The sequence below is a fragment of the Alkaliphilus serpentinus genome, assembly GCF_009017255.1.
Classification (GTDB): Bacteria; Bacillota; Clostridia; order Peptostreptococcales; family Natronincolaceae; genus Alkaliphilus_D; species Alkaliphilus_D serpentinus.
This window is the reverse complement of sequence record NZ_WBZB01000040.1, coordinates 89,869-115,341: the sequence shown is the minus strand read 5'-3', so window position 1 is coordinate 115,341 and position 25,473 is coordinate 89,869. Positions and strand designations below refer to the sequence as shown.

The window sequence follows — 25,473 nt, the reverse complement described above, 5'->3', positions numbered from 1 at the left end:
GTATGGATTTAAAAAGTTTGATAAGAGAGATTCAAGATTTTCCAAAGGAAGGGATAAGCTTTAAGGATATTACCACTGTCCTTAACAATAAGGATGCCTTCAAATATGTAATAGACCAATTATCTGAGCAATTAAAGGACCTAAATGTCGATGTTATTGTTGGACCAGAGGCAAGGGGATTTTTAATGGGGGCTCCTGTTGCTTATAAACTGAACAAGGCCTTTGTTCCAGTTAGAAAGCCTGGAAAGCTACCTGCAGAAACTGCAAGATATGAGTACAAGCTAGAGTATGGAACTGATGCATTAGAAATACATAAGGATGCTATAAAGCCTGGTGATCGGGTTGCAATTTTAGATGATTTACTGGCTACAGGCGGTACTGTTTTAGCTGCTGCAAAGCTTATAGAAGAATTAGGTGGTCAGGTGATCTCTTTAAACTTCTTAATTGAATTAAGCTTCCTAAAGGGCCGTGAAACCTTAAAGGACTACCATGTTGAGACATTAGTACAATATGATGAAGAATAGTAGAAAATTGAAAATTGAGAGTTGAACAAGGAGAATAAGGGTAATAAGTAATAAGTGAGTATTAAGAATACATTCAACATTTAACATTTACATTTAAATTTCATTACCTTAACAGAGAGGGTGATTGCTGTGCTGGAAAAATTAATAGCTATGATAGAAGAATATAACCCTCAATGTGATGTGGAGTTAGTGATTCGGGCATACAATTTTGCTGAAAATGCTCATGAAGGTCAATATCGAAAATCAGGCGAAAGATACTTTATACACCCAGTTGAAGTGGCAAAAATTCTGATTGAGCTAAAAATGGACAGCAGCACTATTGCTGCTGCCCTTTTACATGATGTACTTGAGGACACAGACAGAAGCTATGGACTGATAAAGTCTGAATTTGGAGAAGAAATTGCTCAACTGGTGGAGGGAGTAACGAAGCTTACCAGATTGTCCTTTGAATCTAAGGAGGAACGCCAAGCTGAAAACCTTAGAAAAATGTTTATAGCAATGGCTAAGGATATTAGAGTAATTCTTATTAAGCTTGCGGATCGGCTTCATAATATGAGAACCCTAAGGTTTCAGACGGATGAAAAGAAGAAGGAAAAGGCTTCTGAGACCCTTGAAATTTATGCACCTATTGCCCATCGTCTAGGGATATCTAGAATTAAATGGGAGCTAGAGGATATATGCTTAAGATATCTTGACCCAGAAGGCTACTATGATTTAGTAGAAAAGGTAGCTATTAAACGTCAGGATCGAGAAAAATATATTAATGATGTTATAAACACCCTTAATGAGAAGTTAGAGGAGTTCGCCATTGATGGAGATATTTCAGGTAGGCCTAAGCATTTCTATAGTATCTATAGAAAAATGACTTATCAGGGAAAATCCTTTGATGAAATTTTTGATTTCCTTGCTGTAAGGGTTATTGTTGACAATATCAAGGATTGTTATGGGGTTTTGGGAATTGTACATACCCTATGGAAGCCCATACCTGGCAGATTTAAGGATTATATCGCTATGCCCAAGCCCAATCTATATCAATCATTACATACTACAGTTATTGGACCAAAGGGAGAACCTGTAGAAATTCAAATTAGAACCTATGAAATGCATCAAATTGCTGAATATGGTATTGCTGCCCACTGGAAATATAAAGAGGGGAGAAATAACCAGGATCATGACGGCCTTAGCCACAAGCTTAGTTGGTTAGGTCAAATGATGGAATTGGAGAAGGAAATGAAGGACCCTAGAGAATTCATGGAGTCCTTAAAAATAGATTTATTTACCAATGAGGTATTTGTTTTTACCCCAAAGGGGGAAGTAATCAATTTACCTGCTGGATCCACACCAATTGATTTCGCCTATAGGATACACTCTGATATTGGAAATAAGTGTGTAGGTGCTAAGGCTGATGGCAGAATTGTACCCTTAGATTTCAAACTCAAGAATGGCAACATTGTTGAAATTCTAACCTCTTCCAATAGTAATGGCCCCAGTAGGGATTGGCTTAAAATTGTAAAAAGCTCTCAGGCGAAAAATAAAATTAAGCAGTGGTTTAAGCGGGAGAGAAGAGAAGAGAATATTGAAAAAGGTATGGAGATTTTAGAAAGGGAGGTACGCAGACAGGGTTTTAATCAGCAAGAAGCCCTTCAATCAAAGCTCTTAATCCAAATTGCCAAACGCTTAGGCTTAAATACAGAAGAGGACTTATATGCAGCAATAGGCTACGGCGGGATAGCCTTAAGTCAAATTATCCCTAAAATTCGGGATGTTATAAAAAAGGAACAAATCAAAAAGGAACCTGTTAAGGATGTTATTGAAACAGAAAGACAGTATCAGCAAACTGCAGAAAGCAAGAAGAAGGCCTCGAGACAAAGTCAGGGTATAACAGTAAAGGGGATTGACAATATCATGGTGCGATTCTCTAAGTGTTGCAATCCTGTACCAGGAGATGACATTGTTGGCTATATAACCAGAGGAAGAGGTGTCTCTGTCCATCGAAGGGATTGTCTAAATCTTATTGATAACATCGAATCGGCTGATCGTCTAATTGAGGTGGAATGGGATACCACTAAGCCCATTGCCTTTAATGCTGAAATCCAGGTAAAGGCCAACGATAGAAAGGGTTTACTATCTGAATTTACTAGAATATTGGCAGATAACAAGTCGACGGTTTGTGCATTAAATGCAAGAACCAATAAAGAAAGAATGGCGGTAATAAACTTAACGGTAGAGGTTGATGACATTGATCAGCTGGACAAGCTCATGCAGAAATTTAAAAATGTTCAAGGTGTAATTGATGTTCATCGTGTAACCACATAGAGGAGGTTATTATGAGGGCAGTTGTTCAGAGAATAAAGGATGGAAGGGTTGTAGTAGAGGGTTCTACTACAGGAGAAATAAAAAATGGCCTTTTAATCTATTTAGGTGTAGCAGATAGAGATACCCTAGAGGATGTAAAATATATGGCTGATAAACTGACAAATCTGAGGATTTTTGAGGATGAAAATGAGAAAATGAATTTATCCCTAATAGATATTCAAGGTGAAATGCTGGTGGTTTCTCAGTTTACCCTATTGGGGGATTGTAGAAAGGGTAGAAGACCCAATTTTACAGAGGCTGCAAAGCCTGATATTGCTGATAACCTTTATATGGAGTTTATTAAATTGGTAAAGAGTATGGGAATACAGGTAGAAACCGGTGTTTTCCAAGCCCATATGATGGTTCATTCGATTAATGATGGACCTGTTACCATTATGGTAGATAGTAGAAAAACCTTTTAGGGAGGTGCAGAATGTTTTTAGAAAAATTATCGGTAGGTATATATGGAGTGAACTGTTATATCATCGCTGATGATGCTACTGGAAAGGCTACAGTCATCGATCCAGGTGGAGATTCAGATAAAATCCTGAAGGTATTAGAGGAAAATGAACTGGATCTCAGTTTCATAATTCTTACCCATGGACATGGAGATCATATTGGAGGTGTAAAGGGCCTGATGGATGAAACCAATGTCCCCCTTTATATTCACCGGGATGATTTATATATTATTCAAGATAAAGATAAGAACTATTCTTCTAGGATGGGAACTAACCCTGTAGAATTGGATGCTGAAAACTTCCTGATCGATGGTGATTTAATAAAATTAGGAAATTTGGACTTAAAAATTTTCCATACTCCTGGTCACACCCCGGGGGGGGTATGTATTTTAGTAGATCATTATCTATTCACTGGGGATACCCTCTTCGCAAACTCCATCGGACGTTCAGACTTAGAGGGAGGCAATCATAATCAACTAATCCAGTCCATAAAAGATAAACTGATGGTGCTAGATGATGAAATTACAGTACTTCCTGGACATGGGCCGGCTTCCCGAATTGGAATTGAAAAATTGACGAATCCATTCATTGGTTAAAAGAATACTCCTGGAAAAAGGGGGAAAAATAAGGTAAACCATTTTCCAGGAGGTTTTTTTATGAGAAGAAAATTAAGTGATATCCTTCAAGAAAAAAGAGGGAAGGAATTATTAGAACTAAACCTTCATGATTTTATAGAGATGAAGGAGGCAGGGTTAAGTGATGGAGAAATCGCTTCAGAGCTAGGGATTAGCAGAAGCTTAGTTCTTCACTTAGGAAATGAAATTACCAAAGATTATTGATGGGAGCTTTAGGATGATTAACGTTGTTTGTATAGGTCATGATTATAGCTATGAGCTTATAGAGCTGCTAAAGCTGTCTTATAGGCCAGATGAAATAATTCTTTTAGATTCATATGAAGGCTTAGTCAGGGGTGAGACTTTTCTTAAGACTATCATTAAAAGAGAAAAGGAGAAAATCTCTGTTAGTGCCACCCTTATGGCAGAGGGCTATAATCAAGCACTGAAGGAGAGCTTCTTTATTACAGAAGAAGATCCTCATACCATGAAAAAAGAATGCAAGCTATTATTAAAGAGATTGACTTATAAGCTATTCAGTAGCTTTACCAATAAGACTTTACCCTGGGGAATTCTTACTGGTATAAGACCCACTAAGATTGTCCATGACTTAATGGAAAAGGGCAATGATGAAAAGGCTATTACGGAAAAACTGTTGGGCCAGTATTTCCTTGAGATGGATAAGGCTAACCTCCTATTAGATGTGGCTAAAAGGGAGCATCCTATTATCTATCCAATCAGAGAGGATCTTATAAGCCTCTATATTAGCATTCCTTTTTGCCCCTCAAGATGTACCTATTGCTCCTTTCCATCAAACATCTTAGAGAAGTCTAAAGATCTACAGCAGCCCTATTTGGATGCTTTAATTTATGAGTTAGAACAGGTAGCAGCTATGGTAAATAACCATGGTAAAAGACTGCAAACCATTTACGTGGGAGGAGGTACTCCTTCAACTCTAACAGTAGTAAAAATTCAACAGCTTCTAAAGGCTATACAGAACTCCTTTAATCTATCTGAACTAAAGGAATTTACCTTTGAGGCTGGTAGGCCCGACACCATTAATGAAGAAAAGCTTATAGCCTTAAGGGATATGGGAATAACAAGAATTAGTATTAATCCCCAAACCATGAATGATGGCACCCTGCAGGCAGTGGGACGGAATCATACAGTTAAGGAGCTGGAGGAGGCTTATCATCTAGCAAAAAGGGTGGGCTTTGACAACATCAATATGGATTTAATCATTGGGCTTCCAGGAGAGAATCCAACAATGATTGAAAAAACCATGGAGAGGATTCAGAAACTAAATCCCGTAAGCTTAACTGTACATACCCTTGCCCTTAAAAGGGCTTCTAAGCTGAAGGAAGAAATCAATTCCCATGAAGTTAGTGAAGGGGAAGGCCAAAGGATGTTGGAAATTACCAAAAGCTACGCTGCTATGATGGAGTTAAAGCCCTATTACATGTATAGGCAAAAACACATGCTGGGGCATCTAGAGAACATAGGCTATTGTAAAGATGGTTATGAGGGTATTTACAATATACAGATCATGGAGGAGAAGCAAACCATTATAGCCCTAGGAGCAGGAGCTGTATCCAAAATGGTGTATCCTTCAGAGAATCGTTTAGAAAGAGTCCCAAATGTAAAAAATCTACAGGATTACATAGAAAGAGTAGGAGAAATGGTTGAGAGAAAGAAAGTTTATTTTCCATAGGTTTTAGCATGATATATTTGGTTATAATTTAAATAGATTCATTTTTAATATATAGTTGACACAACAATGGAAAAGAATTATAATATTACCAATTCAATAAAAAGCGTCGAAGAGGAGTAGTAAAGATATTACCCTTTAAGCGAGTCGAGGATGGTGGAAGCTCGACAGGCTAGAGTACCTTGAAGACACCTTGGAGCTTATCCTTTGAAAACAGTAGAGGGATACGTGAGGCTGCGTTAAGGCTTAAGTGGGAGCATATCCAATCAGGGTGGTACCGCGGGAAATTCAACTCTCGTCCCTTCTAGGGACGGGGGTTTTTTGTATTTAAAAATAAAATGAGGAATGGAGGCAGAGCTATGAAAATAAGAACATCAACTGCAAAGGGAACCTTTGACATTATCCCAGTAGATATGGAACTAAGGGAATGGATGAAAAATACCGTTATTAAGGTATACAAGCAAAGTGGTTTTCAACAGATCGAAACACCTTCCATTGAGAACTTAGAGTTATTAACCAAGAGCGAAGGTGGAGAAAACCTGAATCTCTTATTTAAAATTTTAAAGCGTGGAGAAAAATTAAATCTTCAGCAAGAGAATATAACAGAGGATGATTTGTGTGATTTAGGATTACGCTACGATTTGACCCTACCCTTAAGTAGATTTTATACCAATAACAGAGAGGCTTTACCCAACCCCTTTAAATCAATTCAAATTGGATGGGTATGGAGGGCAGAAAAGCCTCAAAAGGGAAGGTTTAGACAGTTTACTCAATGTGATATAGATATCATGGGAGAAGCCTCTGATATAGCGGAAATAGATCTAATAACAACCACGGCTAAAGCTTTACAAGCTTTATCCTTTAGAAGCTTTACCGTTAAAATCAATGATAGACGTCTTTTAAAGTTTTTGATTACCGCTATTGGCTTCGATGAAAATCAGGTGGAAACCATTTGTATAACCCTTGATAAGATGGATAAAATCGGTCAAAATGGGGTTGAAAAGGAGCTTATTGAAAAAGATTATGATGAGGCTAAATCTAAAGAGCTTCTCAAGGCATTAACTGAGCTAAAGACCTTAAATAAGGATTCCTTTATAAAGTACAATATAGATGAAGAGGTGTTAACATCCCTAAAAAGGGTTATGGATGTTGTAACCAGACAATCTAATGGAGAGTACAACATTGAGTTTGATGTAACCCTAATAAGGGGTATGGGCTATTACACAGGCCAGATTTTCGAAATTGTAAGCAATGAATTCGGTAGCTCCATAGCTGGTGGTGGACGCTACGATAAGATGATTGGCCGATTCCAAAAGGAGGATGTTCCAGCGGTGGGCTTTTCTATAGGCTTTGAAAGAATCTTTTCTATTTTAATGGAAAAGGGCTTTACCATCCCAGACCCTACCACAAAGGTAGCCCTACTTTTTAATTCTGATGAGGATATTAATCCAGTTTTTGATTGGGCTGATAGCCTAAGGAAAGAAGATAAAATTGTAAGTATCTATCCAAAGGCAAAAAAGTTTGGTAAGCAAATTAACAATCTTCAGAAGCAAGGCTTTAATTATTATGGCATTATGGATGGAGGGGAAGTCAGAGATTTGGTTTCCTTATTAGAAGAGTAATCAGTTTAGACGAAGGAGGTTTAACAATGAAAACAAAGCTAAAAAGAAGTCATATGTGTGGTGTTTTAAATAGCAGCAATATCGGTGAAGAGGTAACCCTTATGGGATGGGTACAAAAAAGAAGAGACCTTGGTGGTTTGATTTTTGCTGATATGAGGGATAGAACAGGGTTCGTACAGATTATATTTGATAAGGAGGTTTCGATGGAAGCCTTTAATCAGGCCAATGACATTGGAGCAGAATATGTAATTGCAGTTAAGGGGAAGGTTCATAAAAGACAATCGGTGAATCCCAATATACCAACTGGAGAAATTGAAGTTTTCGCAGAGATTTTAGATGTGTTAAATACATCTGACACACCTCCCATATATATTAAGGACGACGATGATGTTTCCGAGAATCTACGATTAAAATATCGATATCTTGACTTAAGAAAGTCCACAATGCAGAAGAACCTTATATTAAGACATAAAACAGCAGGTATCGTAAGAAACTTCCTATCAGAGGAGGGTTTCATAGAAGTAGAAACCCCGGTTTTAACAAAAACCACACCAGAGGGAGCAAGAGACTACTTAGTACCCAGCAGGGTTAACCCAGGAAAGTTCTACGCCTTACCCCAGTCACCTCAGTTATTTAAGCAGCTTTTGATGGTTTCAGGAATGGATCGATATTTTCAAATCGTAAAATGCTTCAGAGATGAAGATTTAAGGGCCGATAGACAACCAGAGTTCACTCAAATAGACTGCGAGATGTCCTTTGTGGATGCTGAAGATGTAATTGATATAAATCAACGTCTGGTTCATAAAGTATTTAAAGAGGTTATTAATGTTGAAATTCCCCTACCAATTCCCCGAACAACCTATAAGGAAGCTATGGAACGCTATGGCATTGATAAGCCAGATATACGCTTTGGCTTTGAGTTATTTGATGTTTCTGATTTAGTAAGTTCCTCATCCTTCAAGGTCTTCTCTGGTGCTGTGGAAGCTGGAGGCTCTGTACGGGGCATTAATGTTAAGGGATATGGGGATCAATTCAGCAGAAAAGATATTACAGCCCTAGAGGACTATACTAAAACCTATGGGGCCAAGGGTCTAGCTTGGATTAAGGTTACAGCGGAAGGGGTTATTTCCCCAATAGCAAAGTTTTTCTCTGAGGAGGAAATGCAGGGAATCTTAAAACGAGGCGATGCCGCAGAGGGTGACCTTCTGTTATTTGTAGCCGATAAAAACTCAGTGGTATATGACTCCCTTGGTCATCTGAGGGGAGAGGTAGCAAAGAGACTAAACCTAGTGAATAAGGATGAGTATAAAGCCTTATGGGTAACAGATTTTCCGTTATTTGAGTATGATGAGGAAGATGATAGATATGTAGCAAAGCATCATCCCTTCACCTCACCAATGGATGAAGATTTAGAACTTCTTGAGACAGAGCCAGAAAAGGTTCGGGCAAAGGCCTATGACCTTGTGATTAATGGCTATGAGGTGGGTGGAGGCAGTATTAGAATCTACTCCTCCGATGTGCAACAGAGGATGTTTAAAGCTTTAGGCTTTAGCGAAGAGGAAGCATGGGATAAATTTGGTTTCCTATTAGAAGCCTTTAAATATGGTACACCTCCCCATGGTGGAATTGCCTTTGGCTTAGATAGACTTATGATGCTTTTAACAAAAGAGGAGAATATTCGGCAGGTTATAGCCTTCCCCAAAACTCAAAATGCCAGCTGCCCTATGACAAATGCTCCATCAGTAGCAGATGAAAAGCAGCTAAAGGAATTAAGTATAGAAGTTAGTAAGAGTTAAAGATAGAATATTAAAAATTGATATATAAAAGGGATTTGCTGATGTATCTGCCTCTGAATAGGGGCAGTTTTTTTATTTAATAGGAGCGTTGGAACATAATAGATTTTTTATTTTATTGGACATTATTGACAAGAATATACGATTGATGTATAATAATGATAATCAATATCAATTACATACAAAGGAATTAGATAATAGGAGGTTAATAGGATGAAGGCATTATTAGTTGGAGCAGATAGATTAGGGAATATACCAACCACATTAGAAAACCATGGAATTAAAGAATACATACATTGGACAGGACGAAAAAAGGGTATGCGGAAACTAGACATGCCTGAGGATTTAGATTTAGTGATTGTTTTTTATGATTTTATTGAGCATAATATTACTGATATAATCAAAAGCAAGGCAAAGCAAAATCAAATACCCTGTATTTTCTCAAAAAGGGCCTGTAGTGATTTAACAATGAGGCTAAATAACTGTAAGGATTGTAACTTATGCAAATTTCCCAATAATTAAATTTGAAAAATAGGATATAATATGCTATTATAATAGTAACAATCCTGCTGTGTACGTAGACTCGATCACGTTTTGAGCCAACATCACTTATACGGGAATCTGGGTTTATTGATGGAAGAAAAGCCTCCTACAGAGAGGACTTCGGAACTCAGTAACAGGATACCCACCTGCTGAGGCAGGTTTCAAAACAATCGATAAACGGCATGGCGGGTCACTGAAATAAAAACCTCCCCTAGTTGGGAGGTTTTTATTATGGAAATTGGAAAAATTCCATATTTCAGGAAGGTTTTGATAAACTCTCTACAATGATTGAAATTTGTTATGCAAATTTCGCCATTAATTCAACATTCAACATTCAACATTCAACATTCAACATCTTGACATTCATGGCGGGTAAAGAGTTGACATAGGGGAATAATTAAGTTAGTATTATTTTTAGTGTAATGAAGAGGAGGATGCCTATGGCTCTACATGCTTTTTCAAGGAGTGAAATCCTCATTGGAACAGAGGGTTTAAATAAATTAAAGGATAGTAAAATTGCAATTTTTGGTATTGGTGGTGTGGGTACCTTTGTAGCCGAAGCCTTAGCCAGAACTGCTGTTGGGAAATTTATTCTAGTGGATGATGATGATATATGTCTTACCAATATTAACCGTCAGATACATGCAGCTAGAAGTACCATTGGTAAAGCTAAAGTGGAGGTAATGAAGGATAGAATTTTGGATATTAATCCGAAGGCAGAGGTTATAACCTATAAGGAGCTTTATAACAGTGAAAGTGCCGAAAGGTTATTAAGCAATGATTATGACTATGTTGTGGATGCAATAGATATGGTAACTGCTAAGCTAGACCTTGCTGAAAGGTGTAGTAAGAGGGGGATACCAATTATCAGTAGTATGGGGGCAGGAAACAAATTAGATCCTACCCGTTTTGAAGTAACAGACATTTACAAAACCTCTATATGCCCTCTAGCCAAGGTTATGAGGAAGGAACTTAGGAAAAGAGGGGTGGATAGGTTAAAGGTTGTATATTCACAGGAGGAACCTTTAACACCCTTGAAGATCGATAGCGATTGTAAAACAGATTGTATATGCCCTAACAAAGATCGAACCTGTACAGTAAGACATCAAATTCCAGGTAGTGTTGCCTTTGTACCATCTGCAGTAGGATTAATTATCGCTTCTGTTGTGGTTCGAGATTTATTGGGTATTAAATAGATAAAAAGGATTCATTTTTTAAAGGAGGGATATGGATGAAGCAATGTGGTGTTGTAACAGAGGTAAAGGGCCAGCATGCAAAGGTTGTTATGCAAAGACACTCCAGCTGTGGCAGCTGTAATGCCTGCAAGATGGGAGAAGAGGAAAATAAATTTGCAATAGAAGCTATAAATGGAATTAATGCTAAGATTGGAGATCGGGTATCTGTAGATATGGAAAGTCAGGATGTTTTATCAGCAGCCTTTATTGTTTATGTAATACCCCTTATTGCCCTATTGGTAGGAATTTTTGCCGGTAATAGGATTTTAGTATCAATGAACATAGGACCTCAAAAGGACATTTATGTAGCCATAATAGGCTTTGCAGTTATGGCGCTAACCTTCTTAGCAATCCGTACAAAAGAAGGTGCCTTTAAGGAAAGCAAAAAATTTCTTCCTGTGATAACAGAGATTGTAGAAACAAATGAATAGATGAAAAAACGTGCCGAAGGGCACGTTTTTTAATTGGTTAATATTTTTTTTAGCTGTTTATTCAGGGTAACCGCCAAGGTTGAAGCAATTGCCACCTTTACTATGTCACCAATAAGAAAATATAAGGCACCTGCTACAAAGGCACTCTTTAAATCCATGCCAGTTGAATAGCTTAACCAAGATACTCCCAAAACATAAACAACGATAATTCCACCAATGATATTAGCAGCTGTAATTCTAACCAGCTGATTTTTACTCCCCTTTAATAATCCGATTACCATTACTCCTATTAAAAAACCAATTAAGTATCCACCTGTAGGCCCCATTAAAACACTGATTCCCGATGCACCGCCAGCAAAAACGGGGATTCCTATAAAACCAATAATTAAAAATATTAGTACACTTAAAACAGCCTGACGTGTTTTTAAAAGGGAACCCGCCAGCATTATTCCAAGGGTTTGGCCAGTGATAGGAACTGTGGAAAAGGGTATTGGTAGGTAAACATAGCTTAGTATACAAATTAGTGCTGCAAAAACTGCTGAGTAGGTAATATCTCTAAGACTTAGGTTTTTAAACATTTGATGTCCTCCTTGAAATTTATCTCAATTGTATTATAAACATCAAGGTTATAAATGTCAACCAAAAAATATATAAAGGTTTACGCAATGTCCCTATATATATGAATCTTTAAAGTACCATTCCTTCTTTTTTAAATCCTCTTGGCCATGATCCTCTTTCTAAAGGAGTTAATGGATAATACCACCGTTAAGGCTCCGGATATGGCTATGGTAATCATTAGGGCTTCGCTGCCGAAACTTGAAGCCTTTAATAAATCCCCTTCAAGAATAGAGATCATTGTATAATAGAGCTTAAACCCAGGAACTAAGGGGATAATGCCGGGAATAATAAAAACAGTAATAGGCTTTTTATCAGTTATTGCATATACCTCTCCAATTAAGCCAATTAATAAGGAGGCTAAAAAGGTAGATACTACGACAGAGCCAGTCTTGGTATCACTTGCTATGAATAAAAGCCAACCAAAGGCTCCAGCCAAGGCTGATTTTAAAAGGGCTGATTTTGGGGTATTAAACAGAAAAGCAAAACCTATTGTAGCTATAAAAGCAAAGATAAAGTGCTTTAAGTATAATAACATTACAATCCTACCCCCTTTATAAACATCCATGCCCTTAGAATAAAACCTACTCCAAAGGCGATAGATACAGCAATTAATAGAGCTTCTGCCCCTCTGGCCAAACCTGAAACAAGATCCCCGGCTATAGAATCTCTAACGGCATTGGTCATTGCAACTCCAGGTACCATAACCATGATGGCTCCTGTAACAACCTTATCCACCTCTGTAAAGGGTAGTACAAGGCTTAGCAATATGGCTATCAGGGCCGACATGGCACCTCCAGCTATATTTGTTATAAACAGGTTAAACTCCATCTTTATTAGGAAGTGTACCGAAAGAGTGACAACAATACTGGTAACAAGGGCGGCAATAAACTCCATAGAATTTGCTCCAAAGAGGAGGGCAAAGAAACCACTTGCAACACCACCAAAAAGAGCCTGTAATTCCAGTGGGTAATGGGGTAAAAGGTCAATTTTTTTAAGCTGTGACATAGCTTCATCTATGGAAATTTCAGCTTCAACGAATCTTCTAGAAAAATCATTTACTTCACTTACCTTATTTAAATCAATGGCCCTTGACTTTATTCTTTTAACATAGGTTATAATGTTTTCGTTATTTTCAACCCCAGGATTTATGGAAGCAAATATTCCTGTTGGAGTTACAAAAACCTCTACCTCACTAACATTCCTTGATCTACAAAGCCTAAATATAGTATCTTCAACTCGATAGGTTTCAGCTCCATTCTTAAGCATGATTTCCCCAGCAAAGATAGCCATATTGAGAAGCTTTTTTTCATTAACCTCCATCTAACCGTCACCTCCAAAATAAATCCATTATAACAGATATTTTAACAATTTGTAAGATTTTTATAGAAATTTGGGTAATAACTATAATATGCTATGAATTATGATATACTTAAATTATGTTTAATGTTGTAAATTATATGTAGAATGACTATAATATTCTTGTGTGTAATTTAATAGGAGGGATAACCTATGAACTTTGATCCATTAAAAACAACAGATCCAGAAATTTTCGAAGTAATTCAAAAGGAAACCGCTAGACAAAGAAAAAACATTGAGCTGATTGCCTCAGAAAACTTTGTTTCTGTATCGGTTATGGAAGCAATGGGGAGTCAATTAACAAATAAATATGCTGAGGGCTACCCAGATAAGCGCTATTATGGTGGTTGTGAAGAGGTTGATGTAGCTGAGAATCTGGCAAGAGAGAGAATGAAGAAATTGTTCAACTGTGAACATGCCAATGTACAACCCCATTCAGGCTCAAATGCCAATTTAGGTGTGTATTTTACTGTTCTAGAGCCTGGTGATACAGTGTTGGGGATGAATCTTTCCCACGGAGGACATTTAACCCATGGAAGTCCTGTGAATATATCTGGTACATACTATAATTTTGTGGCCTATGGAGTTGACGAAAAAACCCAGCTATTAGATTATGAAGAGGTAAGGAAAATTGCTAAGGAAGCAAAGCCAAAGCTGATTGTTGCTGGTGCCAGTGCCTATCCTAGAACCATTGACTTTAAAAAGTTTAGAGAAATAGCAGACGAGGTAGGAGCATACTTAATGGTGGATATGGCCCACATAGCTGGTTTGGTTGCAGCAGGACTTCACCCTAATCCATGTGATTATGCAGATTTCGTAACCACCACTACCCATAAAACCCTAAGGGGGCCTAGGGGTGGAGCAATTCTTTGTAAAGAGAAGTATGCAAAGAAAATTGATAAGGCTATATTCCCAGGCATTCAGGGTGGACCCCTAATGCATGTTATAGCAGCAAAGGCGGTTTCATTTTTAGAGGCTTTAAAGCCTGAGTTTAAAGAGTATCAGCATCAGGTAATTAAAAATGCAAAACGTCTTGGAGATGAACTTACAAAGAGGGGCTTTAATATCGTGTCTGGAGGAACAGATACCCATTTACTATTAATTGATTTAAGAAATAAAGATATTACTGGTAAGGATGCAGAGCATCTTCTTGATGAGATTGGTATTACAGTTAACAAAAATACCATCCCCTTCGATCCTCAAAGTCCATTTGTTACAAGTGGAATCCGAATTGGTACACCCGCTGTAACCACTAGAGGAATGAAGGAAGAGGATATGGCTACTATAGCTGAGATTATTGCAATGATCATTGATAACCCTGAAAAGAAGACAGAAGCTGAAAAGTTGGTAGAGGGTTTATGTAGTCAGTTTAAGCTATATGAGTAAAGTCAGTGAAAAATTAAAAATGAAAAATTAAAAATGAAAAATGAAAAGTTAAAAGTATTGAAGCAAACTAAGGAGTGGGTTACCCACTTCTTTTTTGTCTATAATTAAAAGACTTTAAATGATATAATAAAAATGTTCATAAAGAGTTAATCATTTGGAGCTAGATGAATATTACACTAGATATAGAAGATATTTTCGAGATTTTTTAGACTTTTCACTTTTCACTTTACACTTTTAACTAAAGTTTTCTGGGGGGTTTTACATTTGATCTCAAAAAAAATCTTAATGGTTATACTGCAAAAAATTTTGCAGACCATAGACGAGGGAGTTCATGTAGTTGATAATGAGGGTAGAACCATCCTTTACAATGAAGCTATGGCAGAGCTTGAAGGGATGACTATAGAGGATGTAATGGATAAGAGCCTACTGGAGGTATTTACAAGTCTTAATGAGGAAACCAGTACCCTTTTAAATGTGCTGAAAACTCAAAGACCAATTTATAATCAAAGCCAGAGCTACTTAAACAACAGAGGGAGAAATATAACAACCATAAATACTACCATACCTCTATACTATATGGACGAGGTAATTGGAGCATTGGAAATTGCTAAGAATATTACCAAAATCCAAAGCTTATCGGAGGAAATATTACGTCTCCAACAACAGCTTATTCCAGAGGCTGATATTAAAAAGAAGGAAATCAAAAGATACACCTTTGAAGATTTAAAGGGTAGAAGTCCATCCTTTTTAGAAGCCCTGAAGATGGCAAGAAAGGCTGCATCCTCCTCATCAAGTGTTTTAATCTATGGTGAAACCGGTACAGGAAAAGAGCTCTTTGCCCAAAGTATTCATTATCATAGCAATAGAAGGGATAAGGCCTTTTTAGCTCAAAACTGTGCAGCCCTACCTGAAAGCCTATTAGAGGGAATTCTTTTTGGAACGACAAAGGGAAGCTTTACTGGAGCTATAGATAGACCAGGGATCTTTGAACAAGCCAATGGCGGAACAATATTATTAGATGAAATTAATTCAATGGGAATTCAGCTTCAGGCTAAGCTATTGAGGGTTTTGCAGGAGGGATATGTCAGAAGAATCGGTGGATTAAAGGATATCCCTATAGATGTTCGAATTATTGCAACAACCAATGAAGATCCTCATATTGCCATTGAAGAAGGATTATTAAGGAAGGATTTGTTTTATCGCTTAAATGTTATCAACATCGTCATACCACCCCTGCGGGACCGGCAGGAGGACATATTATTCTTAACGGAGTACTTCATCAATAAATTTAATAAATCCTTAAGGAAAGATGTTTGGCTTCTATCAGAAAGTATGCAAATGGTTTTTAAAGAGTATTGGTGGCCAGGAAATGTAAGGGAACTGAAAAACATCATTGAGGGAGCCATCAATATGATTCAAGATGAGCATATATTAAAAGAAGAACACTTCTCAGAAAGTTTTCTAGAGTTTATTATGGATGAAAGAAATAAGCATCATCAGTACATCACCCATATTAAGCTAGAGGGATGCTTAAAAACCACTCTGGAGAACATCGAAAAGCAAATGATTGAGGATAGCCTTAAAAGGTATAATGGGAACATTAGTAAGGCAGCAGAGGCCTTAGGATTAAAAAGACAAACCCTACAGCATAAGCTTAAAAAATTAAGTTAGTTATAATTGAAAACGCAAATATATTTGCATAAAAGCGCAAATATAATTGCGTTTTTATCATGATTTTTTCAATTTTAATATCGTGTATAAAACCTATCATGAATTTGGAAAAATAAACCGAATAGTTATCCGATTCTTTAGAATAGTAGGAAATAGGATAGCCCTCTTTTGTCAACAAAGATGTGCTTTTAGTTCTGCAAAACTAATAGAGAGTTGCATCTTTATACAATTCTAAATATTTTAAACAATAACAATAAAATTGGCAAGAGACTTGCAATAATATTAGTTTAAGCTTTTTAAAAATCTATAAAGATGGAGGTTTTACAATGGAAAATGTTAAGGTAGTTATATGGGGCTTTGGCGCCATGGGTAGCGGAATGGCTAAAATGCTTCTTAAGAAAAAGGGTGTTGAAATTGTAGGTGTTTGCGACAGGAATGAAGCTAGAATAGGAAAGAGTATGTATGAAGTATTAGGAATGGATCGAGAAAATAGACCTGAGGTTATTATAAACCCCAATATTGATGAGGTATTAACTGAGGGTTCCTGTGATGTATGCTTATGTGCAACTGATTCCTTTACGAAGGCTGCTTTCCCAAGATTAAAGCAAGCCCTAGAGAAGAAGGTAAATGTTATCTCTACAGCAGAAGAAATGGCTTATCCAAAGGCTCAAAATCCTGAATTAGCAGCAGAGCTAGATAGAATTGCTAAGGAAAATGGAGTATCTATTTTAGGAACAGGGATTAATCCAGGATTAATGATGGATTTATTGGTTGTTTGTTTAACAGGCTGTATGGTGGATGTTGAGCATATTGAAGCAAAAAGAGTGAATAGCCTTTCACCCTTTGGACCAGCAGTTATGGAGGAGCAAGGTGTTGGTATAACAGTAGAAGAGTTTGATAAGGGAGTTAGTGAGGGTACCTTAGCAGGACATGTAGGCTTCCATGAATCCGTAGGAATGATCGCCGATGCGATTGGTTGGAAGGTTGACAAGTTTGAGCAACAAATGAAGCCAATTGTTACAACGATAGATAGAAAATCACCCTATGGCTTTGCAGCAGCTGGAAATGTAGCAGGTGTGAATATGACTGGCCAAGGCTGGGTAGATGGTGAGGTTAAAATCGATATGATTCATCCACAGCAAATTGAGCCAGAGATGGAAGGAACAGAAACCGGTGACTACATCGTTATTCAGGGTACACCACCAATTAATATGGCAAACAGACCTGAAGTAGAGGGTGGTCTAGGTACAATTGCTATGTGTGTAAATATGATTCCTCATGTGATTAATGCAAACCCAGGCTTAAAGACTATGTTAGATTTACCAGTTCCAAGAGCCATTATGGGAGATATGAGAGAATTAATACAAAGGTAGGGATTATAATGATGGTAAAGAAGGGTACATGGGTTAGAATTCATGATATAGTTCTAACCTCCGCAGAAAGGTCGCCTAATATTCCAGAGGATACAAAGGAAGTTCCTTTAGAAATGTGGACGAAGGGATTTCTACAAGGAGATGCAGTGGTAGGGGATGTGGTGAAGGTAAGGACCATAACCGGTAGAGATGTAAAGGGCAAGCTTGTAGAAGCCAACCCCCATTATGATCACGATTATGGAAGATTTGTACCTGAAATATTGGAAATAGGCCTTCAGCTAAAGGAACTACTTTGGGGTGGTGACGATCATGAATAGGGATATGAGCTTTCAGGCAGTAATGTCTAGAAAAAGTGAAATTATGAAGAAGGCTGTAGGAATCGATTATAGTGTATTTGAGTATGGCAAAATAGCCTTCGATTACGAGAGAATGATGAGGGAAACTGGCTATACTTTGCAAGAAATGCAAACTATTCAAGGTGAGGCTGGGGTTGGAAATACCCCGTTACTAGAGCTTAAGAATCTTACAGCTCTAGCCAGAAAGCTGGCTCCTGAGAAAAAGGGTGCTAGGATTTTTATGAAGGATGAAGCATCTAATCCATCAGGAAGCTTTAAGGCAAGGAGAGCTGCTAATGCAGTATACCATGCAAAAAAGCTTGGTAATAAAGGTGTTATTGCAGCCACCAGTGGGAACTATGGAGCAGCAGTTGCCAGTCAGGCAGCCATCCACGGATTAAAGTGTATCATTGTCCAGGAATGCTACGACAGCACTGGTAAGGGTCAACCAGAAATCATAGAAAAGGCAAGAAAGTGTGAAGCCTATGGAGCAGAGGTGATCCAACTAACAGTAGGCCCAGAACTTTTCTATACCTTTCTAAAGCTATTAGAGGAAACTGGCTACTTTAATGCATCTCTATATACTCCCTTTGGTATAGCTGGGGTTGAAACCCTTGGATACGAATTGGCTATGCAGTTTAGGGAAAGGGAAGGCAAAGACCCTGATGTTGTGGTTTGCACCAATGCCGGTGGAGGGAATCTTACTGGTACTGCTAGAGGCTTAATCAAGGCAGGTGCCAATGACACCATCATAGTTGGAGCAAGTGTAAATTTAAAGGGTTTACATATGGCAAGCGATAAGGACTTCAATAAAAAATCCTTTACTACAGGCCATACAGGCTTTGGGATACCCTTCTCAACCTGGCCAGACCGTTCTGATGTACCAAGATCCGCAGCTAGGCCCTTAAGATATATGGATCGCTATGTATTGGTAAATCAAGGAGAAGTCTTCTACATGACGGAGGCCTTGGCGCAACTGGAAGGATTAGAACGAGGCCCTGCAGGGAATACGTCCTTGGCTGCAGCCTTTAGCATTGCCCAGGAAATGGAAAAGGATCAAATTATTGTAGTTCAGGAAACTGAATACACTGGGGCTGGAAAGCATATACAGCCACAATTGTCCTTTGCAAGGGAAAATGGAATTGAGATTCAGTTTGGTAATCCTCAAGAAGAAATTCAAGGGAAGAATATCATATTGCCAAAGGATCCTTCATTCATTAAAGCCATAGATTTAGAAATGGATAAAATAAGGAGATCCTATATTAAGAATTCTATAGAAACCAATGGTATTCAGAACATAAAGGATGAGGATATACAATTCATGGCGGTTGAAACCAAAACCACTGTGGAATTTGTTAAAAAGGTGATGGAAGAATTATAATAAGTTAATATATAGGGAGGAAGAGAATGAAAGGCTACATTAAAAGAGAAGATGATTTTAATCAAAGAAGACAGCATCTAGCAAACCTAACTGATGAGGAGTTAAAGCAAAGATTTTGGCAGCTGGCAGAAAAGGCAGTTGATCCATTGCTAGAGCTTGCAAGAACCCATACTACTCCAGCTGTAGAGCGTTCCATTCTTTTAAGAATGGGCTTCTCAAGCTTAGAAGCTAAGCCTCTGGTTCAAACTGCAATAGATAGAGGCTTAATAGGAAAGGGTGTTGGCCACCTTGTATATAGAATCTCTAAAGAGCTTAATATCCCATTGAGACAAGCCGGATTAGAAATGATTGATGGCAAGCATTGGGATACAATTGAAGGGATCTTTAAGGGAGGTAAAAAGTAATGAAAAAAGTTGATATTAATCAAAAGATGGATATCAATGATATATTGAGTGACCTTGAAAACTATAGACCTAAAAGAAGGGGTTGGACCTGGAGAAAGCCTGTAGAAAATTTAAAAATAGGGCCTCATCAATATTCAGATTGTTCAGAGCCTCTAAAAAACTCCATAGGTATTCCTGCAGCTGTTCAATACTTTGATAATTTAGACCCTCAACCAGTACAAACCATTACAACTGAGATTGCCTCAGGAAGGTTTGAGGATGACATCAGAAGGATGAGAATGGCTGCTTGGCATGGTTCTGATCATATTATGGTTATTAGAACTGCTGGACAATCCCACTATGACGGACTAATAGAAGGGTCACCTCAGGGTATAGGTGGTATTCCTGTAACCAGAAAACAGGTTAGAGCCCAAAGAAAAGCACTAGACTTTATTGAAGAAGAAGTAGGCAGACCAATTAACTACCATTCCTATGTATCCGGGGTTGCTGGTCCAGACATTGCCGTGATGTTTGCCGAGGAAGGGGTTAATGGTGCCCACCAAGATCCACAGTATAACGTTTTATACAGAAATATCAATATGATTCGATCCTTTGTAGATGCTGCGGAATCTAAAAAGGTAATGGCATGGGCAGATATTGCGCAAATAGATGGTGCCCATAACGCCAATGCTACTGCTAGAGATGCATGGAAGGTTATGCCAGAGTTAATTGTTCAACATGGTATTAATGCCATCTTCTCCCATAAGGTTGGCATGAAGAAAGAAAATATTTGTCTTTCTACAGTACCTCCATCAGCTGCACCGGTGCCAGCTACAAAGTATGACCTACCCTACGCGGTTGCTCTTAGAGGCTTTTTCGATGAGTATAGAATGAGGGCTCAACAAAATACTAAATACATCACCTCTTCTTCAAGGGAGGCTACAGTAACCCATGTATTAAACATGATGATCTCTAAGCTTACCAGCGCAGATATTCAATCAACCATTACTCCTGATGAGGGAAGAAATGTTCCTTGGCATATGTATAACATCGAAGCTTGTGATACTGCTAAGCAAACCTTAGTTGGTCTTGATGGACTATTGGATATGGTTGAGCTTAAGAGGGATGGTTTTTTACCACAACAGGTTAGAGAGCTTCAAGAAAGGGCAGTGCTCTACTTAGAAGAGCTTCTTGAGGTAGGGGGATATTTCCAAGCGGTTGAGATGGGCTTCTTTGTAGATTCAGGAATGTATCCAGAAAGAAACGGTGATGGTATTGGTAGAAAGATGGATAGTGGAATAGGTGCTGGCACTGTATTTGAAAGAGATGAAGATTATATGGCTCCTGTAACCGCCCACTTCGGATACAACAATGTTGCTCAGTATGATTCAGCTGCGGTCGATAATCCTTCCAGACTTATTGATGGCTGTACCTTTGAAAAGCCAGAAAAAATCATATTTATTGATGAATTAGATGAAAATGACAATGTGAATAATCGCTTAGAGGAAAAGGAAAAATATCGAAATACCAACCTAATTAAGCCAGAGGTAGAATGGCTTGCTGATGGAACGGTTCAGGTTGAGTTATTCCTTCCAACAACTAAAAGAACTGCTGAGTTTGCAGCAATTCAATTTGCAAAGAAAATGAACCTGAAGGATCCAGAGGTTATCCACTTAGAGGTTCTTCACCCATCAGAGGGAACCAGAGTACAGGTAAAGGGTAAGGTGGAGTTTGACCTTGATATCACCACCTTGGATATTCCAGAGGAACCAGAAGTACTAAGTGATGAAGAACTTTGGGAAGAGATGGAAAAAATACCAATGAAGGTTGTAGCAGCCACAGTAGGTCAAGATGAGCATTCCGTAGGTCTTAGAGAAGTAATTGATATTAAACATGGTGGGATTGAAAAATGGGGTATAGAGGTTGAGTACTTGGGAACCTCCTGCCCAATTGAAAAGCTGGTAGACGCAGCTATCGAGGTGAATGCTGATGGTATTTTAGCCTCTACAATCATTAGTCATGACGATATTCACTACAAAAACATGAAAAGAATCCATGAGTACTGTGTTGAAAAGGGTATCAGAGATAAAATGATCATAGCTTGTGGAGGTACTCAGGTTACTCCCGAAATAGCTGTTCAGCAGGGAGTAGATGCCGGTTTTGGAAGAGGTACGAAAGGAGTTCACGTTGCCACATTCTTTGTAAATAAAAGAAAGGAAATGAACAATGAAAATTAATGTACTGGTTGCAGAAATAGGCAGTACAACAACAGTAGTGAATGGATTTCAAGATATACACAGCTCCTGCCCTAAATTTTTAGGGCAGGGGCAAGCACCAACATCAGTAGCTGCTGGTGATGTTAATATCGGATTAAAGGCAGCCATTGATGATTTAGCAAAAAATCTAGGTGTTGAGGAACTTCAATATGATGAGATGCTGGCCACCAGCAGTGCAGCCGGCGGTTTAAAGATGACGGTCCATGGTTTGGTTTATGATATGACAGTAAGGGCAGCCAAGGAAGCGGCTTTAGGAGCTGGGGCAATCATTCATCAAGTAACAGCTGGTAGATTAAAGAGAACAGATTTAAAAAGAATACAAGAAATAAAGCCCAACATCATTTTAATTGCTGGTGGAGTAGACTATGGTGAAAGGGACACAGCAATCTATAATGCTGAGAAGATTGCTGAGCTTAATTTAAGGATCCCTGTGATTTATGCCGGCAATGTAGAGAATCAAGAGGAAATTAAAGAAATATTCCAAGACACAGAGGTAAAGCTCTATCTTGTTGAAAATGTATATCCTAAAATTGATCAATTAAATATTGAACCAACAAGAAGGGTTATACAGGATGTTTTTGAGGAGCATATTATCCATGCTCCAGGTATGACAAAAGTAAGAAATTTGGTGAATGGACCCATTATACCCACCCCAGGAGCAGTTATGGAGGCATCTAAGCTATTAAAGGAGAAGTTAGGAGATTTAATAACCTTTGATGTTGGTGGTGCAACAACTGACTTACATTCAGTGACGGAGGGTAGTGAAGAAATTAGCCGTATCCTCATCAGTCCAGAACCAATTGCCAAAAGAACCGTAGAGGGAGACCTTGGGGTCTATGTCAATATGCTAAATATCGTTGAAAGAATTGGAAAAGAAAAGCTCAAAGAAGAGCTATCAACAGATATTGAAGAGCTTATAGAAAACCATGAGCCCATACCTAAGACCCCTGTTCAAAAGAAATTTGTTGAGGTTTTAACTAGGGAAGCTGTGTTATCTGCCCTGGATCGACATGTTGGTAAAATAAGACATTTATACGGTCCTGGAGGAAAGACTACCATCGCTGAAGGTAAGGACCTTTCCAGCGTCAAATATATCGTTGGAACAGGAGGGGCATTAACGAGATTACCGAGGGGTGTGGAAATTTTGAAGGAAGCCACCTTAAAGAATCTTCAAAACAAATTAAATCCAACAGAGGATGCGGTGGTTTTAGTTGATCATGATTATATTATGGCATCTTTAGGAGTTCTATCCAAAAGATATCCTGAAGCAGCCTTGCTTCTTATGATGGAAAGCCTAAGGCTAAAGGAGTGAATCATATGAATCCTAGAATAGATATATATCTAGATAAGCTCAGGAGCAATACAAAGGTTCTAGTTGAAAAGTGCAATAAATACGACATAAGTGTTACTGCTGTCACCAAGGGTTTTTGCGGTTATCCAGAAATTGCCCATGAATTGGTGGAGGCTGGAGTTAAATATCTTGCAGATTCCCGTATCGAAAACCTTGAAAAGCTTCAGCATTTTCCTGTTGAAAAAATCCTTCTAAGATTACCCATGATCAGCATGGCAAAAGAGGTAATAAAGTATGCGGATATTAGCTTAAACTCTGAAATAGCAACCCTAAGGGCCTTAGACAGTGCAGCTGCCGAAGCAAATAAGCTTCACAAGGTTATCTTAATGAGGGATTTAGGAGATCTAAGGGAAGGGTTTTTTGATGAAAAAGACCTCATTGAGACTGTAAAAGAGGTAATTAACCTTCGAAACATTGAAATAGTTGGAATAGGAACAAATCTAACCTGTTATGGCGGAGTTATACCAACGGAAAAAAATCTTCAAATTCTTTTGGATACAGCCAAAATGGTGGAAAAATTAACTGGTAAACCTATAGAAATCATCAGTGGTGGAAACTCTAGTAGTATTTATCTTATTGAAGAAGGTAGAATCCCACCAGGAATCAACAATCTTAGACTTGGTGAATCCATCCTTTTAGGTGGAGAAACAACTTATGGTGGAAAAATAAAAGACTGCTTTATTGATACCTTCCAGTTGGTGGCGGAAATCATTGAAATTAAAGAAAAACCTTCAATACCCATTGGTGAAATAGGCCTAGATGCCTTCGGGAATGTTCCCTCCTTTGAGGATAAAGGGATGATGAAAAGGGCAATACTGGCAGTTGGTAAACAGGATTTAGCCACCCATCCAATCACCCCCACAGATGATAAGGTAGAGATTTTAGGCGGTAGTAGTGATCATCTGATAATGGATATTACCCATAGTGATGTTGATTATAAGGTGGGAGATGAAATGAAATTCCTACTTGGATATGGATCCATGCTAGCATTAATGACCAGTAGCTATGTAACAAAGAATTTTATTAAAGGAAATTAAGAATTAAGAATTAAGATTAAAAACAAAGACTTAGGAACTAAGAGGAATTACTAATCATTGAAGTATAGAATAGAAATTTGCAATCAAATTTCTACATCAATTCTACATTCTACATTCTAAATTCTACATTCTTAACGATCAAAAAAGACCCTATAAAAAGACTTGGTAGAATTAGTAACTATATAGGCAACTCCTGTGTTATTATATAATAGTATTAAATAGCAAAGGAGTGAAGAGATGATAAAGACCGTTTTGTTTGATTTAGATGGTACCCTATTGCCCTTAGATATGAATGAGTTTATAAAAAGATATTTTGGTGGATTGACAGTAAAGTTTAAGGATATGATAAAGGGTGAGGAGCTTTCTTCAATTGTATGGGCATCTACCAAATACATGGTAGAAAATAAAGAGGCTTCTAAAACCAATGAAGAGGCCTTCTTCGAAGACTTTTATAAGAGAGTTCATCATAAGCCAGAGGTTATGAATCCATTATTTGAGGAGTACTATATAAAGGATTTTTGTAAAGTTCAAGATGCAACTAGACAAGAGGAATTAATGGTAAAAGCAGTAAGACAATTAAAGGATAAGGGCTATAAGGTTGTAGTAGCTACAAATCCTATATTCCCTGAGATTGCAATCCATCAAAGAATTAAATGGGCTGGCTTTGAAATAGAAGATTTTGATTTTATAACCACCTTTGAAAAGATGCATTTCTGTAAACCTAATGTAGAGTTTTACCAAGAGGTTTTAGAAAATATCGGTGGTAAGCCTGAGGACTGTCTGATGGTTGGCAATGATGTGGAGGAGGATATGGTAGCAAAACAGCTTGGGTTAACAACCTTTTTAATAGAGGACTGTATCATCCATAGAGGAACATCCCTTGAGGGAATTGATTATAAGGGAGACTATAAGAAATTCTACGAATTTGTTGTGGGTTTACCAAGCTTGAAGTAAATAAAGCAAGCTAACAGCTCAGATTGACTCTCAAATAACACACCTAACATATATTATAAAAGAGAAATG

At 37.9% G+C, this 25,473-nt stretch carries 24 protein-coding genes, 1 other RNA gene and 1 other annotated feature; of the genes, 22 read left to right on the top strand and 3 right to left on the bottom strand.

All coding sequences use genetic code 11. The annotated features are described in order from the left end of the window. Window positions 1-2 precede the first annotated feature (2 nt). The 12 genes from F8153_RS11825 to F8153_RS11770 all read left to right on the top strand — a co-directional run bounded on the left by F8153_RS11825 (window position 3) and on the right by F8153_RS11770 (window position 11,283). Window positions 3-524, top strand: coding sequence for an adenine phosphoribosyltransferase (locus F8153_RS11825; RefSeq protein WP_151866565.1), 522 nt, complete (start codon window positions 3-5; stop codon window positions 522-524). Between the two features lie 150 nt (window positions 525-674). Beyond that, entirely contained in the window at window positions 675-2,840 is a 2,166-nt protein-coding gene (locus tag F8153_RS11820) for a RelA/SpoT family protein (protein ID WP_207707731.1), read from the top strand. 11 nt (window positions 2,841-2,851) lie between these two features. Continuing rightward, window positions 2,852-3,301 (top strand): D-aminoacyl-tRNA deacylase, encoded by a 450-nt coding sequence (gene dtd, locus F8153_RS11815; RefSeq protein WP_151866563.1) that lies wholly within the window; start codon window positions 2,852-2,854, stop codon window positions 3,299-3,301. An 11-nt stretch (window positions 3,302-3,312) separates the two neighbouring features. Continuing rightward, window positions 3,313-3,933 carry an MBL fold metallo-hydrolase gene (locus F8153_RS11810; RefSeq protein ID WP_151866562.1) on the top strand — a complete coding sequence of 207 codons (621 nt, stop codon included), beginning with the start codon at window positions 3,313-3,315 and terminating at the stop codon, window positions 3,931-3,933. Between the two features lie 60 nt (window positions 3,934-3,993). Beyond that, window positions 3,994-4,176, top strand: a complete 183-nt coding sequence (locus F8153_RS11805; protein ID WP_151866561.1) for a hypothetical protein — start codon at window positions 3,994-3,996, stop codon at window positions 4,174-4,176. A gap of 13 nt (window positions 4,177-4,189) precedes the next feature. Beyond that, a complete protein-coding gene (gene hemZ / locus F8153_RS11800) occupies window positions 4,190-5,662 on the top strand; it encodes a coproporphyrinogen dehydrogenase HemZ (RefSeq protein WP_151866560.1) in 1,473 nt (490 codons plus the stop codon). Window positions 5,663-5,759: 97 nt separating this feature from the next. After that, window positions 5,760-5,965, top strand: a binding site (T-box leader). A 53-nt stretch (window positions 5,966-6,018) separates the two neighbouring features. After that, window positions 6,019-7,281, top strand: coding sequence for a histidine--tRNA ligase (hisS, locus tag F8153_RS11795; protein WP_151866559.1), 1,263 nt, complete (start codon window positions 6,019-6,021; stop codon window positions 7,279-7,281). Between the two features lie 26 nt (window positions 7,282-7,307). Next, window positions 7,308-9,077: an aspartate--tRNA ligase gene (aspS, locus tag F8153_RS11790; protein ID WP_151866558.1), complete on the top strand. Its 1,770-nt coding sequence runs from the start codon at window positions 7,308-7,310 to the stop codon at window positions 9,075-9,077. 210 nt (window positions 9,078-9,287) lie between these two features. Further along, window positions 9,288-9,596 (top strand): DUF2325 domain-containing protein, encoded by a 309-nt coding sequence (locus F8153_RS11785; protein WP_151866557.1) that lies wholly within the window; start codon window positions 9,288-9,290, stop codon window positions 9,594-9,596. Between the two features lie 38 nt (window positions 9,597-9,634). Further along, a non-coding RNA gene (ssrS, locus tag F8153_RS11780) (6S RNA) lies at window positions 9,635-9,813 on the top strand. 244 nt (window positions 9,814-10,057) lie between these two features. Beyond that, on the top strand, window positions 10,058-10,813 hold the full coding sequence (locus F8153_RS11775; protein WP_151866556.1) for a tRNA threonylcarbamoyladenosine dehydratase: 756 nt from the start codon (window positions 10,058-10,060) through the stop codon (window positions 10,811-10,813). 35 nt (window positions 10,814-10,848) lie between these two features. Next, window positions 10,849-11,283, top strand: coding sequence for a SoxR reducing system RseC family protein (locus tag F8153_RS11770; protein WP_151866555.1), 435 nt, complete (start codon window positions 10,849-10,851; stop codon window positions 11,281-11,283). A gap of 29 nt (window positions 11,284-11,312) precedes the next feature. On the opposite strand, the gene F8153_RS11765 is transcribed toward F8153_RS11770, so the two are convergent. From F8153_RS11765 to F8153_RS11755, 3 genes are all read right to left on the bottom strand, one after another. Then, entirely contained in the window at window positions 11,313-11,861 is a 549-nt protein-coding gene (locus F8153_RS11765) for a biotin transporter BioY (RefSeq protein ID WP_151866554.1), read from the bottom strand. Window positions 11,862-11,992: 131 nt separating this feature from the next. After that, window positions 11,993-12,436 carry a threonine/serine exporter family protein gene (locus F8153_RS11760; RefSeq protein WP_151866553.1) on the bottom strand — a complete coding sequence of 148 codons (444 nt, stop codon included), beginning with the start codon at window positions 12,434-12,436 and terminating at the stop codon, window positions 11,993-11,995. Beyond that, the gene (locus F8153_RS11755) at window positions 12,436-13,221 is read right to left on the bottom strand and encodes a threonine/serine exporter family protein (protein ID WP_151866552.1); all 786 of its coding nucleotides are present in this window, start codon (window positions 13,219-13,221) and stop codon (window positions 12,436-12,438) included. The genes F8153_RS11760 and F8153_RS11755 overlap by 1 nt, the downstream gene beginning before the upstream one ends. A gap of 189 nt (window positions 13,222-13,410) precedes the next feature. On the opposite strand from F8153_RS11755, the gene F8153_RS11750 reads away from it, so the two are divergent. The 10 genes from F8153_RS11750 (at window position 13,411) to F8153_RS11705 (ending at window position 25,404) form a co-directional block, all read left to right on the top strand. After that, the gene (locus F8153_RS11750) at window positions 13,411-14,643 is read left to right on the top strand and encodes a serine hydroxymethyltransferase (protein ID WP_151866551.1); all 1,233 of its coding nucleotides are present in this window, start codon (window positions 13,411-13,413) and stop codon (window positions 14,641-14,643) included. Between the two features lie 264 nt (window positions 14,644-14,907). Then, window positions 14,908-16,314, top strand: a complete 1,407-nt coding sequence (locus F8153_RS11745) for a sigma-54 interaction domain-containing protein (protein ID WP_151866550.1) — start codon at window positions 14,908-14,910, stop codon at window positions 16,312-16,314. 326 nt (window positions 16,315-16,640) lie between these two features. Next, window positions 16,641-17,687 carry a 2,4-diaminopentanoate dehydrogenase gene (gene ord / locus F8153_RS11740; RefSeq protein WP_151866549.1) on the top strand — a complete coding sequence of 349 codons (1,047 nt, stop codon included), beginning with the start codon at window positions 16,641-16,643 and terminating at the stop codon, window positions 17,685-17,687. A gap of 8 nt (window positions 17,688-17,695) precedes the next feature. Further along, the gene (gene ortA / locus F8153_RS11735; RefSeq protein WP_151866548.1) at window positions 17,696-18,004 is read left to right on the top strand and encodes a 2-amino-4-oxopentanoate thiolase subunit OrtA; all 309 of its coding nucleotides are present in this window, start codon (window positions 17,696-17,698) and stop codon (window positions 18,002-18,004) included. Continuing rightward, a complete protein-coding gene (gene ortB / locus F8153_RS11730) occupies window positions 17,997-19,403 on the top strand; it encodes a 2-amino-4-oxopentanoate thiolase subunit OrtB (protein ID WP_151866547.1) in 1,407 nt (468 codons plus the stop codon). Before ortA ends, ortB begins: the two co-directional genes overlap by 8 nt. A 26-nt stretch (window positions 19,404-19,429) precedes the next feature. Then, a complete protein-coding gene (locus F8153_RS11725; RefSeq protein ID WP_151866546.1) occupies window positions 19,430-19,807 on the top strand; it encodes an ornithine aminomutase subunit alpha in 378 nt (125 codons plus the stop codon). After that, window positions 19,807-22,023 carry a D-ornithine 4,5-aminomutase subunit OraE gene (oraE, locus tag F8153_RS11720; protein ID WP_151866545.1) on the top strand — a complete coding sequence of 739 codons (2,217 nt, stop codon included), beginning with the start codon at window positions 19,807-19,809 and terminating at the stop codon, window positions 22,021-22,023. The genes F8153_RS11725 and oraE overlap by 1 nt, the downstream gene beginning before the upstream one ends. After that, the gene (locus F8153_RS11715) at window positions 22,013-23,374 is read left to right on the top strand and encodes a GlmL-related ornithine degradation protein (RefSeq protein WP_151866544.1); all 1,362 of its coding nucleotides are present in this window, start codon (window positions 22,013-22,015) and stop codon (window positions 23,372-23,374) included. The genes oraE and F8153_RS11715 overlap by 11 nt, the downstream gene beginning before the upstream one ends. Before the next feature lie 5 nt (window positions 23,375-23,379). Further along, window positions 23,380-24,450, top strand: coding sequence for an ornithine racemase Orr (orr, locus tag F8153_RS11710; protein ID WP_151866543.1), 1,071 nt, complete (start codon window positions 23,380-23,382; stop codon window positions 24,448-24,450). 237 nt (window positions 24,451-24,687) lie between these two features. Beyond that, window positions 24,688-25,404: an HAD family hydrolase gene (locus F8153_RS11705; RefSeq protein WP_151866542.1), complete on the top strand. Its 717-nt coding sequence runs from the start codon at window positions 24,688-24,690 to the stop codon at window positions 25,402-25,404. The last annotated feature ends 69 nt before the right edge of the window (window positions 25,405-25,473 follow it).